Source organism: Bifidobacterium asteroides (genome assembly GCF_003202695.1).
In the GTDB taxonomy this organism is placed as follows: domain Bacteria; phylum Actinomycetota; class Actinomycetes; order Actinomycetales; family Bifidobacteriaceae; genus Bombiscardovia; species Bombiscardovia asteroides_G.
The window spans coordinates 1-14,563 of record NZ_QGLL01000006.1; the positions used below are offsets into that span (position 1 = coordinate 1).

The following is a 14,563-nucleotide window of genomic DNA, read 5'->3' on the forward strand; positions in this document are numbered from 1 at the left end:
TCCAGAACCTGGTCATCACCGGAAGCCTGATCACCATCATCCCCCTGGTCATCGCCTTCCTCCTCCTGCAGAAATACTGGCAGTCCGGCCTCGCCGCAGGAGCCGTCAAAGAATAGCCAAACAAACCAAAACCGTGCTATAGGCCTTGAGCCGTAGGACAGTGAAAGATATCAGCAGTCATGTGTTGTTGCAAAGGACAACAGAAAAGGAGATAGGGACAATGAGGTTCGAAAAGATGACGAAGGTCATAGCCCTTACAGGTGCTGTGGCCATGGCGTTCGGACTCGCCGGCTGCGGCGGATCCGGCAGCGGTTCCTCTGCGTCGGGCAAGGGCGGGAAGACCGAAATCTTGGTCTGGTCCTGGGATTCGACCCTTCCTCGAACTGTCAAGGGATTCGAAGCCAAGAACCCCGACATCAAGGTGAAAGTCACCAATGTCGGCACCAACAAAAAAGAGTACACGGCCTTGAACAACGCTCTGTCCGCCAACAAGGGCGCCCCTGACCTTGCACAGATCGAGTATTATGCTCTGCCTGAATATGCCACTCAGGACAAGCTGCAGGATCTGTCTGACATGGGCGCCTCCGGATACAAGAGCTTCTATACGCCGGGCACATGGAATTCAGTGAATCTGAATGGGGGCGTCTACGCGCTGCCTATGGATTCGGGCCCCATGGCTCTGTTCTACAACAAGGAGGTGTTCGACAAGGCCGGAGTGACCGAGATCCCCACGACCTGGGATGAGTATTACGAGGCAGCCAAGAAGATCAAGGCTGTTGGCTCCTACATCACCTCGGACTCAGGCGATGCAGGGTTCTTCGATTCCATGACCTGGCAGGCCGGCGCCAAGCCCTTTGCCACCAGCAAGGACGGCAAGACCGTCACCATCAATCTGACCGGTGATTCCAAGGTCAAGAAGTGGGACGACTACTGGCAGAAGATGATCAATGAGGACTTGATCAACACCAAGATTCCCGGATGGTCTGATGATTGGAACAAGGGCCTCAATGACGGATCAATCGCTTCTTTGCTCACTGGCGCTTGGATGCCCTACAACCTGCTGTCGGGCGCCCCTGATGCCTCTGGCAAGTGGCGTGTGGCGCAGATGCCGACCTGGGAGAAGGGCGGCAAAGAGAATTCCGAGAACGGCGGGTCTTCGCTGGCTATGATCAAGACCAAGGACGATGCCAAAAGCAAGGCTGCATATAAGTTCCTGGAATACGCCTGCCACAACGCCCAGGGCATTAAGACCCGTGTCGATGGCGGCGCTTTCCCGGCTGACAACAACACGCTGAAGTCCAACGAGTTCCTTTCGATGACCACCTTGAAGGATGCCAACGGCAAGGACAACGAATACTTCGGCGGCCAGAAGTTCAACGAGGTGCTGTCGCAGGCCGCCAAGAACGTTCTGCCTGGCTACCAGTTCCTGCCCTTTGAGGTCTATGCTCGCGGGATCTACGGCGACAAGATGACCGCCTTCACTTCCAAGTCGGCCACCCTGGATCAGGGTATCGCGGCTTGGCAGAAGGACCTGCAGAACTACGCCAAGCAGCAGGGCTACACGCTCAAGGAGTAGGAGTGACTCATATCAAACCAGCGTTGTAGCGCGGGTTTCCTTATTGCAGTGCCGGCCAGAGGGGCCCCAGGGTATTTTCCTTTGGTCTTCCTCCGGCCGGTTTTTCATGCACATCGTCGTGTTTTCCCCGTGGCCTTCAGCAAGGCATGAAGCGGGTAAGAGGTTGTGATCACGATCAGTACCAGAATGTTCCACAATTGCAGTGGTCATCTGTTCGATTGTCGTCGTGCAGCGAAGGGGCAGCTTCGACAATTCCTGTCTTCATCGTCTGAAGAACAATAAAAGGAATACTCATGAAATTTATGCGAACTATGGCGGTTATCGTAGCGGCGGCAGCGACTTCGACAGCCTTGGGCGGTTTTATGCCGGCCTATGCCGAACCTTCCGCACCAGCAACAGTGACGGTGCGGCCAAATCCCTGGTATGCCAATGGCCCATTTCAAGGCTGGGGCACATCATTGGCATGGTTTGCCAATGCCACAGGCCAATACGGTGAACCAGGGTCCATTACCCGCAGCAGCGGAAACCCCGTGACGGATGCCAAAGCACTGGAGTATGGCAAGCAGCTGCGAGAGAAGTTCTACACCAGTATTTTCGGCAAGGAAGGACTGGGGCTGAATAAGGCCCGTTTCAACATTGGCGGAGGCAACGCCTCAGACGTGGCTTATGGATACCCGTTCATGCGTCAGGGAGCGGCTGTTCCCGGCTACTGGGCGGAAGACCAGGATGGAAGCAAGGGGTTGTATGGTGGCGTAACTACCAAACAAGCCGATAAGAATGCCTTGGATCAGGCTTTTGATCCGACATCGGAGGATTCCTACGTGTGGGGTCCCAAGTCTTCCAAGAGCGACGCCGCCAAGTCCGTGCAGGCGCAGGAATGGTGGCTGAAACGCGGGGTCAAGGACGGCGATATCACTCATCTGGAGGCTTTTGCCAACTCAGCCCCCTGGTTCATGACCGAAGACGGATATGCCACCGGCGGTTTTCGATCCGGAGACAACAACCTCAAGGATCCCGAGAAGTTCGCCGGATACATGGCCAAAGTGGTGAGTCATCTGGATCAGTTGAAAGCTGACAACGGCAACAAGGTAAGGATCAATACGGTCGAACCCTTGAATGAGTCGGAGACGGCCTATTGGGGGACGCCGGACGGAAGGGCCTCAGACGATTGGCCCAGTGATCAGCAGGCCCTGATCGCACGCTATTGGAATCGGTACTATGCGGATAAGGACAAGTCCGTCACGCCTTATTCGAATGCGGTGAAGAAGCCCCAGGAGGGCATGCACGTCGACAACGCCCAGGCTCAGCAAACGATTCTGGTCCTGGACAAGGCGCTCAAATCCGAAGGTTTGAAGGATGTCAAGGTCTCAGCGACGGATGCAACCGACTCCGGACAGTTCGTTGACTCCTACAACCAATATCCGCAGGAGGTTCGTGACGCGATAGGGCAGTACAACACGCATTCATACGGCACCAACCGTCAACGTGTGGCCAGGGATATCGCTCAGGGCGACGGCAAGGTCATGTCCATGAGCGAGGTTGACGGCTCCTGGCAGAGCGGCGGATTCAACCCCTACGGCTTCGACAACGGCCTGGGCATGGCAGGCAAGATCAACAACGATGTCTATGCGCTGCAGTCGCAGGATTTCACCTTCTGGCAGGTGGTTGAGGATCTGTATAACATGTCGACCAAAGACCAGGATGTCAACGGGAATCAAGCCAACCCTCAGGGTGAAAACACCAATTGGGGGACTGTCCTGATCGACTTTGACTGCACTGTTGCGGGCAGTGACGGAAAACTGTATTCCGAGCGCGCTGTGGACAACAACGGGGGCAGGACCACGGGCATCAAGCCTTGCTCCGTCGTAGTGAACTCCAAGTACAACGCGGTTCGGGCATACACCCAATTCATCCATGAGGGGGATTCGATCCTGGCTAATGATGCCACCAAGGATAATATGACCGCCCGTTCGGCCGATGGCAGGACGCAGACCATCATCCACCGCAACGACAGCGACAGCCAACAGCGCCTGGTCATTGACCTTTCCAAATACGGCAGCATCGACAAGAATGCAAGCGGCAAGCTGTTCCTGACCACTGCGCCTGAATCCAAGAGCGATCCCTACGAGGCCACCATGGATTACATGAACGGGTACTCCAATCAGGAGCGTCCCGGAGCGGTCCATATAGATTCAGTCGCCAAGACGGCCACGGTTGAATTGCCTGCCCGTTCGATCGCATCCATTCAGCTGTCGGGCGTGAGCGGCAAGTTCGATCAGGCAGGCGTGCAGGATGGCGAGAGTTACCAGCTTGTAGGGCAACAATCCGGACGAGCACTTCAGGCCCTTGGCGATGGCAGCCTGGCCATTGAAGATTCGGCGCCGGATTCAGGGGCCGGCGCAGCGCAGACCTTCGTCTTCCACCAGGTCAAAGCCCCTCGAGAGCGTCCGGAGCTCAAGCTGTATACCATCACCGATCCCACAGGGAAAAAGATATTGGGGGACCAGGGCACAATGGTCTCTGGCGCCGCTGACAAGGCAAATCCAGATCTGCGGCAGTGCTGGATATTCAACACCGAGGATGGATCCTCGTGGAGTCTGGTCAATGCAGCGAGCAAAAGCGCGCTTGAAGTGAGCGGGCAGGCTACTGCTGCTGGTTCGCCGGTCGGGCTCTACACTTCCAACGGCGGAGACAACCAGGCCTGGACTATGAGATCCACCAAGCCCTCGGGCGTGCAGCAGGTCTATGTCCAGGCTCGAAAAGGCGGACAGCTGAAGATGCCGGCGACGGTCACTCCCTACTATCCTTGGGGCCTCGGGTCCCCGGTCCCCGTTCAATGGGATACCAGCATGATCGACGTCAGCAAGGAAGGTCGATATCAGGTGACCGGTCAGGCTGTCGACGTATTTGGCCATGCCGTCACATGCAAGGCTGAGGTTTATATTGGCGACTTCACCGTCACTGATCCGGTATCCGTCATCCTTTTGGTTGGCTCAAGCCGTCAGCAGGTGGAGGATGCAATCAAAGTGGCCCCGGTTTATGCGCACGTCGGAGCTTCCGAGGCTATGGAGGCGGACCGCACGGCTGTGAAGTGGGACTTCTCTCAGCTGGACGGGCAGCTTGCCGATGCTCATGCAGGCGACAGACTGACAGTCAAAGGACGCTTGGGGTTGGTCGGCGGCACAGGGTTGCCGGTGACGGCCTCTGTCTATCTGATGCGGGCCAAAGAGCAGAACATTGCCGACACCAGCAGCAACTTGACGGTCACTGACCAACAGACCGAATACGGCAAGGCTGAACAGTGGAAGAAGCTGACAGACGGGGATACCGCCGCCGAGGCCTGGGTGACATGGAACTCCCAAGGCGATTACTCGCATAAGCCCACCGCCACTCTGGATTTCGGCCAGGAGCGGGAATTGGGCTCGCTGGTCATCACCTATGGCGACCACGCTCCAAGCCGCGCTCAGGCTGAATACAGCTTGGATGGTCGAACCTGGCTCCCTCTGGGATCAGCTGCCAGTCCAAAGCCCGGACAGACCGTGACATTCAAGGGCGATGCCCGGGTCAAGGCCAGGCAGGCCCGAATCGTCAATACGGTGCAGGGCGACTTCATGAACGCCTCCGAAATTCAGGCCTGGGCCATTCCGAAGGCTGATCCAGTGCATAATATCGCCCCCTCCTCCAGCTCTCACTTCAAGGTGAATGTGCAGGAAGGCTCGACGGCTGCGAAGGCCATAGACGGCGACAGCATCCACAAGGGCTGGTCCACCTGGAACCAGGCGGGAACCCCGGTTGCCACCTTCACCTTCGACAATCTTCAATCCATCAGCCAGGTCAAGACCACCTTCTTCCGGGATGGCCGTGCCTCCTGGCCCAAGTCCCAGACCTTGGAGTATCAGGACGACAAGGGCGCCTGGCAGAGGGTCGGCGTGAAGAGCGGCTGGTACGTCCAGCCGGGTTCCGGTGCGGATACCTCTACGGATGCGGACACTCCTGTGGCTGACTTCCGCATGTCTACGCCCATAGTCGCCAAAGCTCTGCGTCTGACCAATACCCTGCAGGATACGGGCGTCTATATCAACGTGGCGGAAATTGAGGTTTTCGGAACGCAGACGCAAGTCAAGGCTGAACCTATGCCGTCCGCAGACAAGGCCTTGGGCGATCTTCGTTTGGATGGCAAGACCATAGACGGGTTCCTTCCTGACAAGACTGATTACACCATGCCGCTCCCCGCCGGTTCGCAAGGCAATCCGAAATTGCAGGCCTTTGCGCGCGACACTGCCGCTACGGTGAAGGTCAGGCATGTGAATGCCGAAGAGTCCGTTAAACGTGACGGGATTATTCTGGGCGGCAAGGATGTGATCACGGTCAATGCAGCTGACGGCAGCGGGAGCTCTGAGTACACCGTCAACTACCTTCCTTCCGTTCTTCAGAAACTGCTGGTCACACCGCCCAGCAAAACCCGATATCTGCTCAATGAGCGGCTCGACCTGTCCGGCATGGCTGTCAAGGCTGTGTATTCAGGGCCAAGTGGAGAACCGGTCAAGGTGGATATCAGCATCAAGGATCCCGAATTGCAGATGAGCGGGTTTGATTCAGCACAGCCAGGCAGGAAAAATGTAACCGTGACCTACCGCGGTGTCAGTGCCGCCTTCCAAGTGGATGTGGTTGATGGCAATGCAGGAGATGCCGATTCACAGCCCGGCTCGAGTCATGGTTCAGGAGCTCCCGCTCATGCCAAGCAAGAGGGCGGCTCAGACGGTGGCAGCGCCTTGAGTCGGACCGGCGCGAATGTGACGCCAACGATTCTGGCGATCGTGGTCTGCCTGCTTTGTGCAGGATCAGCATTGGCTGCAGCTCGCCGTCATCTGAAATGATTCTGAGAAGAGGAAAGCGATGAAGCTCAATCGAAGAAACATATTGGGATTCGCCGCGGCAGTCGTCGCCTTAGCGCTCCTGTCGCCCGGATCTGCGGCTATAGCCGCGCAGGAGAAGGCGGAGCAATCCGGTTCCGCCGGATCCAATCGACAGAGAACCGTTCGGGATGATGATCTCCGGACCATATTGGATACCACGAGGATTGAGGATCTGCAGCCGCTGGCATCAGGTCATCGATCCGATGATCAGAGCACGGCGCCTTATGATCATGCAGAGCCTAACAAGGACGACGTGGATAGGCTCAAGCATGCGCGGTCTGCGGCCGAGGGAGTCCTGGCCTCAGGCTCTGCCGATGAAGGGGAAAAGGGTCAGGCCGGCAAGGACTTGAAGCAGGCCTTCGCCGCTGTGCGCTTCATCTACCATTACACTGCGGTGACAGGCACCAATGGCGACAGGATTTTCGACAACAAGGGCGATCTGATTCAGGCTCATGGCGCCGGAATCCAACGGGTCAGCGCTGCCCTTCTTCCTGCCGCTGATCGGGGCCTGGACGTGGATGGAGACGGATATGTCTACATCCTGTGCGGCGAGGACAAAACCAGCGGTCTGGTAGCGCATGGCGTGCGGATATACTATTCCGACGATCTGTGCAACTGGGTAGATAAGGGACTGGGCTTTCAGACTTACCAGGGCGACAAGGATCTGGCTGCTAAATTGGCGGGCTCTGACCGCGTCTATCAGCGTTATTACAACGTGTCCAACCTGGAATCCGATCCGGATTACACGAACATCTACGGCCAGGATTTCAAGGCATTCTCCACGGACGCCTCCAATGCCAACATCTCAGGACCTCAGCAGGCCTTGGACTACCTGCTTTGGGATTTGAAGGCGCTGAGAGGCGACGGATCGGATCCGAAGAAGTCCAGCTGTGTCTTCGAGCGTCCCAAGATGGTCTACAACCCGGCGACCAAACGCTGGGTTATCTGGTTCCATGCGGATGGGCCACGATACGGCAACGAGGCCACTGCAACCTATTCCAAGGCTAAGGCCGGGGTCGCCATTTCTGAAGGTTCCGATCCGGCTGGGCCATACAAGTATCTGGGTTCCTTCCGCATGAGTCCCGGCGCCAACCTCGGCAACCCTGGCATGGCGCGTGACATGAACCTATACGTGGACTCCGGCAAGGATCAGAATCATGACGGCGTTGATGATGCCTATCTGGTGTATTCCAGCAACGAAAACCGCGATCTGACCATCTCGCTTCTGGACAAGACCTACACCAAGCTGGTTGAGCCGAATGCTCGGCAGCAAAAAGGCGTGGATGTCTCCGCAGGAGACACCTACAACATCGTGGCCAGCAATAGCAAGGAGTCGCCGGCTCCCTTCAAGTGGAACGGCAGATATTACATCATCTATTCAGGCACTACCGGCTGGGCGCCCAATGAAAACAAGTATGCGGTCAGCCAGGGCGATGACTTTCTAGGGCCTTACTCGGAGGTAGGATCGCCCTTCGTCAAGGGGAATGGCTGGAACCAAAGCCCGGCCAATTCCTTCTCGACCCAATCCAGCTCGGTCATTCCCTATGACCCCGCGCACGGCGTTTTCCTCTATTGGGGCGACCGCTGGTTCAACCCTGACACCGGAAATGACATCAGCCAATCCAGGTATGTGATGACACCGATGCAATTGGTGAACGGGCATGTGCAGGTGCTGCCGGCTGCCGACTGGAAGCTGTCCGGCATGGATAGGTATCAGGCCATCGATGTGGTCAATGCCGATCTGCCGACTGAAAGCAGTTCTGTCAGTCGGATCGTTGCTGCGCTGCCCAAGAGCCTGAGCGTCAGAGTCGGCGGCCAGACAGCCATCCGGCAGGCCACGGTCAACTGGGAGCCCTACTTTGGCGCAGACCGCCCGTACGGGCAGGTGACGTTCAAGGGGAAGCTGCCTGATTACCAGAATGCGCCTATCAGCTTCACGGCTTCCATCTATCCGGAAAACTCCCGTCTGTTCATTGACGCGGGCTCGGACCCTTCGAATGAGTCGAGCTACTACCGCAAGCTCAAAACCAAGGCTCCACAACTGATGAATGCAGACCGCAGCGACCAGGAATACACCGCTCAAGGCAAGTGGGGCCTGAGCAGCCGCAAAGGTACCGATGTCGAAGCATACGAGACCAGCCAGAACGGCATCTATGAAACAGGATACTGGGCAAAGTCCGGCAAGGACATACGGTATCAGGCGGATTTGCCAGCCGGTACCTATACAGTTCAAGCGGGCTATCAGGAGTGGTGGAACAACAAGCGCCAAACCGAGTTCTCGGTCGTCTGCCATGACAAGACCATCGGCAAGACGAATATCGTGCCTGTTCAGGCCGGGAATGCCACCGATCCGATCACTTTCACCCTGGATCATGCCGACAGCGTGACCTTCCTGACAAGATCCACAGGCGGCGGCGATCCCTTGCTGAGCTGGATAGGGATCTCTGCGCAGGATGATGACCAGGTGGTTTCAGTCCAGCAGATTCAAGGCATCAGAACATTCAAGCAGGGCAGTCAGCCCGAGCTTCCCGACAAGGTGAGTGTCAGCAAGGCGAATGGAGAAAGCGAGGAGCGGGCCGTGCACTGGCTGACTGATACGTCGAGCTTGACCCTCTACGCGCCTACCGAGGTGCTGGGCACCGTAGAGGGCACGACGCTGCCTGCCAGAGCCAGCGTTCAGGAGGTGGAAGATGGGCTGTCCTACTTTATTGACGTCAATGGAGGGGAGTCCTCGCCCACCTACAATGCGCTGACTGCCTTATACGATGGCAAATTGGCCAATGGATCCGCAGATCAGAGCTTTGATGATCTGTGGGGCAATGCCTCTGGCAATTATGGAACGAAAGCTGACGGCAATGCCGACCCCTATGAGTCAGGCGTATTTGCCGGGGCTGATGGCAAGAAGGGGAATCTGTCATACAGGGTTCTGCTGGCACCTGGCGAGCATCAGGTCTCTTTCGGTTTCCACGATTGGTGGAGCCAGAGCAGGCCGACGGTGATCAGCTATTCCTATGACGGTCTTCCGGCATCCCGTGCAGAGAATCGACTTACGACCGCGACCGTTGACGGCGGACGAACGATTGCCTCAGGAAAGATCAAGATTCCGCAGGGCTGGAACAAGGTGGTCACTTTCACCTTGGATTCCTCTACGGGGACTGGGCCGATACTCAATTGGATCTCCATCAAGGGTCCGCTGCCCCTGGGACCAGTGCCTGTGCGGCAGCAGCCTGTGATCTCGGGGGCCTCCAATGCGAAAATCGATCAGGGCTCCAGCTTCGATCCTAAGGCCGGGGTCAGTGCAGTGGATTCCTTGGAAGGTGATCTTACCCAGGCAATTCAAGTACAGGGGTCCGTGAATAGCGCCAAGGCCGGGCAATATGCGCTCGACTACACGGTTGCTAATTCAAGGGGGAAACAGGCATCTGAAAAGCGGATAGTCACGGTCAGCACCGTTGCAGGCAGCTCTTCCGACGAGCCGAAGGATCCGGGTGACAGCTCCGGCATCAATCCAGGTAAGGGTGCCGGTGTAAAGCACAAGACCGGAACGCAGAAGCATTCTGAGGGTTCGAGGCTTTCAGAGACAGGGTCGAACACGGAATTCTTCCTAGCGATGGCAGCTCTAAGCATGCTGTCGGCCCTGGTTTGCTTTGGGCTGATTCCGCATATCCGTCAACACAGGATGGAGAACAGACTATAGTGCATCATCCCGGTGCGATGTGAAATGATGATGCCCCTATCCTCAGGGATAGGGGCATCGGTCAATCTGCTGGACGAGCTGTCTAGCTATGTCAGACCGTGTTTAAGCCGGACCGTGTTCGCACCTGCTCGGTCAGACTTGCTTTCTGGCTACCATCGAGAAGGTCAGGGGGATCTGAGGCTGACTGCGAGGCATGACCCATCCCTCAGGGGTGGACTCGAGCATTGGCAGTGACTGCCAGTCGGCCACATCATGCTCGCCAATGGCCTCTATGGTCAGTCCGGCTTCCAGGAGGACGCTGCTTATCTCCTGGAAGTCATGAGCCCAATTGTGATTGGTGGTGTGCGTAATTCGGGGTTTCGTCTCGTCTTCGGTCGAGTCGACTGCCGACGTGTAGGTTTGATCCGTTTCATAGGTCGTTTCTGTTCCGCCGAAATAGTCTTGAACTATCGACAAGCCCTCATTGTCCAGGGCGAAAAGCAGGGGATGGTTGTCGCGGATCATAAATAGTCCACCGTCTGCCAGCAGGGAGGCTATTGAGCGAGCCCAGTCCTCCAGATCAGGAAGCCACGTGATCGTCCCGCTGCTGCTGACGATCAAGTTGAACGAGCCTTGTTGCTCGGGCATGGCGTTTGCGGCATAACGGGCATCACCTTGGACATAGGTTATGGATGCGCCGGCCCGTTCAGACAGACTTCTAGCATAATCCAGCGAAGTGGGTGAAAAATCCAGACCATATACGTCTCGAGCTCCCAGACGCCACCATGACAAGGTGTCAACGCCTATATGGCATTGCAGATGCAAAAGACGCAACCCTTTGACGCCGTGTTCGGATAGGTGCGGCTTCAAAACCTCCAGATCGCGCAAGGTCACTGCCGACAGGGCCGATGGGTCATCCGCAAAAGCGTCAAGATCTCCATAACCACCGTTGGCGTGCACAACAGCCCTGTCATTCCAGTTGAGAAGATTATCCTGTATATCCTCGTTCTGGTGCATTTGATGAGGCATAGCGCTCCTTCCGGATGAGGCTTATTGACAGTGATTCAGTCGGGCAATGTTTAAAAAACAGGCTTTCAAGTGCAGATTTGTCGATCATGTGCGAACACGCAGCTCTGTTATATCCTGATTATCCACTTCCTTGGCAGATACAGGGTGCCCCGGATGCGATTCGAACGCACGACACCTTCTTTAGGAGAGAAGTGCTCTATCCCCTGAGCTACCGGGGCAACGGAAACTACTGTACCACGACGTGGGACTTGGGCAGGTCGCCGGTGTGCAGGCTAGCGCCTTACTCTTCGTGGAAAAGTCAGCACCCTATCCCCGCCCGCCATAGGATCATGGTTTACAATTGCTCAACGGTCGAGCTGACTGCGTGTCCCTTGGAAGGGGCCGAGTCGGCGATGATTTGCTGGAGGAGACCATGGCGAGATTCAGACAGTCCTTCCTGGTGAGGCATGTCTTTGGGTGGGTGGCTAGGCTGTTGGCGCTGGCAAGCTTGCTGGCTCTGGCGGCGAGAGCCTGTCCGGCATGGCTTTCATCGATGCCTTACCTGCCGGATCTGGCTGCTCTGACGCCCTGGTTCATCTTATTGGGCCTACTGGCCCTGATCCTCGCTCTGATGGCTTCACGATGGTTCACGGCTTTGGTGCTTATCGCTGCCTTGGCCTTGAACGTCTACTGGCAGTATCCCTTCTACCAGCAAGGATCCCAGCTCAATGGGCAAGCCGATCAGTCCATGACTGTTGAGCATCCTGACCGGTACGACAACGTGGCCCGGGTCATGACGATGAACGTCTACAAGGGTCAGACCGATGCCGATCAGGTAGTCAAGACCGTCAGCGACAACCGGGTCGAGGTGCTGGCTCTGCAGGAGGTCAGCAGGGATTTTGTGGACCGTCTGCACAAGGCTGGCATCGACCGCTATCTGCCGCACGAGCAGCTTTCCACATCTTCGAAGGAATACGCCAATGGCCTTTGGACGGCCGCGCCGATGCAGTCGCCCTCAAAGGACGACGTGGGTTCTCGTTCCTCCATGATGCCGGCGGCCAGCATCGACTTCGGCAGGGGGAAGACCAGTGTCAGATTCGTTTCGGTCCATACCACCTCGCCGCAACCAGGCAGCTGGAATGCCTGGCGACGCAGCGTGTCCGACCTGGGAAACCTGCGAAAGCATGAGCACACACGATACGTGCTGATGGGCGACTTCAACGCCACCTATGACCATGCGGTCTTCCGAGACATGCTGGGGGAGCGGTTCAGTGATGGCGCACGTCAGGCCGGGCACGGCATGAGCATGACCTGGCCGGCCAACAGAGCACCATTGCCCAGGCTGGCGGCCATCGATCATGTGGTGGTGGACCGCGGCATCAGGGCCAATCGGCTGCAGACCATACCTATCGCGGGCTCGGATCATGCAGCTTTGCTGGCTACGCTGATGGTGGAGTAGGGGGCTTTTCAGGCATCCAAATTGGACTGGGTGCCAGCCTGAGCTCCGGCGCTGGCCTGCTCCTGCTGGGCGGCATCGAGCTTGGCCCGCACCTGGCCCAGCAGCTCCTGGGCACGTTTGGCCAAGGCTTCACCGATTTCCCACTGACGCATGGAGGCATCCAGGTCCAGGCCACCTGCCTCCAGCGCTTGAACCGCCTGAATCAGCTGGTCTCGGGCCTGCTCATAGGGCAGTTTGGCGATGGTTTCGCGTTCCTTCTGACTCAGAGCCGAAGCCAATACCGGCTGATCCTTGCTTTGCTCCTCATCGGTGTCGCTCATGCCTGCTCCTCTTCTTATCTGATTTTTATCTGGTGTGTTATCAAATTGCAGATAACGCAGATGATTATCGCGGATGATTATATGTGGCTGAACATCTCGGACGGGTCACTGCCCGCTGACGACTCTGGTCTCGATTCGCCCCTCCTTGACAGTCAGAGTCAGATCCTGATCGGTCTGAACCTGCTGAGGACTGATGACTACCTTCCCATCCAGAGTCTGCACGACTGCGTATCCACGGTCCAGCGTGGACTGGGGAGAGAGGGCGGTCAGCGAGGACTGGAGCTTCTCCACGGTCAGGGATGCGTCGTCCACGATCCGCCGAAGGGCAATGTCCAGACGGACCAGTGACTCGTCGACCAGCCGCTGGGGCTTGTCCAGCATGGTCTGCGGCTTGGTCAGGCTAGGGCGGTTGGCATAACCCTCAATCAACCGTGTTTCGCCTTCTACCATGTTTTCGATGCGCGCGTTTATGCGCATCCGGGCCTCCTGGATGATTCCCTCCTGCTCGACCAGGTCGGGCACCACCCGCTTGGCGGCATCGGTGGGGGTGGAAGCGCGCAGATCAGCCGCCAGGTCGATCAGGGTCCAGTCGTCCTCGTGGCCGATGGCCGAGACGATGGGGGTGACGCAGGCTGCGGTGGCTCGGACCACGGATTCGTCCGAGAAGCCCAGTAGATCCTCAAAGCTGCCGCCGCCCCTGGCCACGATGATCACATCCACTGCAGGATCCGCATCCAGCTTTCGGATGGCCTCGACCACCTCGGGCGGGCACTGAGGTCCCTGGACGTGGGCGTGCACCACGGAGAATTCGATGGTAGGCCAGCGCAGGCGGGCATTGGTGATCACGTCCCCTTCGGCTCTGGCCTTGGGGGCGCATATCAGGCCGATGCGCTGGGGAAATTCAGGCAGGGGAACCTTGTTCTCTGCATCGAAGAGGCCTTCGCCCTTGAGCTTGCGTCTGAGCTGATCGATCTGCTCCTTGAGGTCACCGGTGCCGACACGCTTGATCCGGTCGGCCATGAAGCTCAGACGGGTCTGCTTGATCCAGAGGTCAGGCCGCCCGTGCACCACCACCCGGTCGCCCTGGCGGAATTCCCTGGCCTGGGCGGCGAAGGCCCGAAAGCCCATGACGTTGATGGAGATGTCTTCGAAGTTGTCGCGCAGGGTCAGATATGCCGAACCGGTCCGGCGGGTGTTGATCTCTACGATCTGACCTTCCACCCAGGCTCCGGGCCAGCGGGCCACTGCGTCGTGGTACTTCTGGCTGAGCACGCTGACCGGCCAGGGGTCTTCCTCGGTGGTATCGCGTGCCAGGCGAGGCAGCTGATCCAGGGGCTTGGGAGCCAGCCCTGACGAGGCTGACCAAGCTGGTGCACCCATTGACCCGTGCATGTTCGAACCCATGTATGCTCGCACCTGATGCCTCCTGACCATCGATTCCGCCAGCCGACCAACTCATCTGGCATCGGCCTGTGCAGGATGGCATGCGGGTTGGTCAGTGAAGAAAACGTTCTTTCAGGGTCTCTCAATACGGGGACAAATCCATGGCCTCTGAAGGGCCTTCGCAAGATCTCTGCCGGCTGCTCATAAGTTGATTTCATCGTGGGC

Annotated in this window: 7 protein-coding genes, 1 tRNA gene and 1 pseudogene; 5 read left to right on the forward strand and 4 right to left on the reverse strand. The window is 57.5% G+C overall.

The window, feature by feature from the left end:
* The 4 genes and pseudogenes from DKK75_RS02030 to DKK75_RS02045 all read left to right on the forward strand — a co-directional run.
* Positions 1–116, forward strand: a pseudogene (locus tag DKK75_RS02030) (carbohydrate ABC transporter permease); the annotation flags it as partial.
* A 104-nt stretch (positions 117–220) separates the two neighbouring features.
* Positions 221–1,576 (forward strand): ABC transporter substrate-binding protein, encoded by a 1,356-nt coding sequence (locus tag DKK75_RS02035; RefSeq protein WP_110451819.1) that lies wholly within the window; start codon positions 221–223, stop codon positions 1,574–1,576.
* Positions 1,577–1,869: 293 nt separating this feature from the next.
* Positions 1,870–6,453 (forward strand): discoidin domain-containing protein, encoded by a 4,584-nt coding sequence (locus tag DKK75_RS02040; RefSeq protein WP_110451820.1) that lies wholly within the window; start codon positions 1,870–1,872, stop codon positions 6,451–6,453.
* A 19-nt stretch (positions 6,454–6,472) separates the two neighbouring features.
* Complete coding sequence (locus tag DKK75_RS02045; protein WP_110451821.1) at positions 6,473–10,189, forward strand: immunoglobulin-like domain-containing protein; 3,717 nt, start codon at positions 6,473–6,475, stop codon at positions 10,187–10,189.
* Between the two features lie 132 nt (positions 10,190–10,321).
* Here DKK75_RS02045 and DKK75_RS02050 read toward each other — a convergent pair whose 3' ends face one another.
* Positions 10,322–11,197: a class I SAM-dependent methyltransferase gene (locus DKK75_RS02050; RefSeq protein WP_219997306.1), complete on the reverse strand. Its 876-nt coding sequence runs from the start codon at positions 11,195–11,197 to the stop codon at positions 10,322–10,324.
* Positions 11,198–11,342: 145 nt separating this feature from the next.
* Positions 11,343–11,415 (reverse strand) — tRNA-Arg (locus tag DKK75_RS02055).
* A gap of 194 nt (positions 11,416–11,609) precedes the next feature.
* Between DKK75_RS02055 and DKK75_RS02060 the strand changes: the two genes are divergently transcribed.
* Positions 11,610–12,635, forward strand: coding sequence for an endonuclease/exonuclease/phosphatase family protein (locus tag DKK75_RS02060; protein WP_110451822.1), 1,026 nt, complete (start codon positions 11,610–11,612; stop codon positions 12,633–12,635).
* Positions 12,636–12,643: 8 nt separating this feature from the next.
* On the opposite strand, the gene DKK75_RS02065 is transcribed toward DKK75_RS02060, so the two are convergent.
* On the reverse strand, positions 12,644–12,955 hold the full coding sequence (locus DKK75_RS02065; protein WP_110451823.1) for an exodeoxyribonuclease VII small subunit: 312 nt from the start codon (positions 12,953–12,955) through the stop codon (positions 12,644–12,646).
* A 105-nt stretch (positions 12,956–13,060) separates the two neighbouring features.
* A complete protein-coding gene (xseA, locus tag DKK75_RS02070; protein WP_110452264.1) occupies positions 13,061–14,335 on the reverse strand; it encodes an exodeoxyribonuclease VII large subunit in 1,275 nt (424 codons plus the stop codon).
* Positions 14,336–14,563: the final 228 nt, after the last annotated feature.

What these genes read in the sequence shown, in the direction of transcription:
- xseA (WP_110452264.1), bottom strand. Translation starts at nt 14,335, where the DNA reads ATGGGTGCACCAGCTTGGTCAGCCTCGTCAGGGCTGGCTCCCAAGCCC.
- DKK75_RS02040 (WP_110451820.1), top strand. Translation starts at nt 1,870, where the DNA reads ATGAAATTTATGCGAACTATGGCGGTTATCGTAGCGGCGGCAGCGACT.
- DKK75_RS02050 (WP_219997306.1), bottom strand. Translation starts at nt 11,197, where the DNA reads ATGCCTCATCAAATGCACCAGAACGAGGATATACAGGATAATCTTCTC.
- DKK75_RS02045 (WP_110451821.1), top strand. Translation starts at nt 6,473, where the DNA reads ATGAAGCTCAATCGAAGAAACATATTGGGATTCGCCGCGGCAGTCGTC.
- DKK75_RS02065 (WP_110451823.1), bottom strand. Translation starts at nt 12,955, where the DNA reads ATGAGCGACACCGATGAGGAGCAAAGCAAGGATCAGCCGGTATTGGCT.
- DKK75_RS02060 (WP_110451822.1), top strand. Translation starts at nt 11,610, where the DNA reads ATGGCGAGATTCAGACAGTCCTTCCTGGTGAGGCATGTCTTTGGGTGG.
- DKK75_RS02035 (WP_110451819.1), top strand. Translation starts at nt 221, where the DNA reads ATGAGGTTCGAAAAGATGACGAAGGTCATAGCCCTTACAGGTGCTGTG.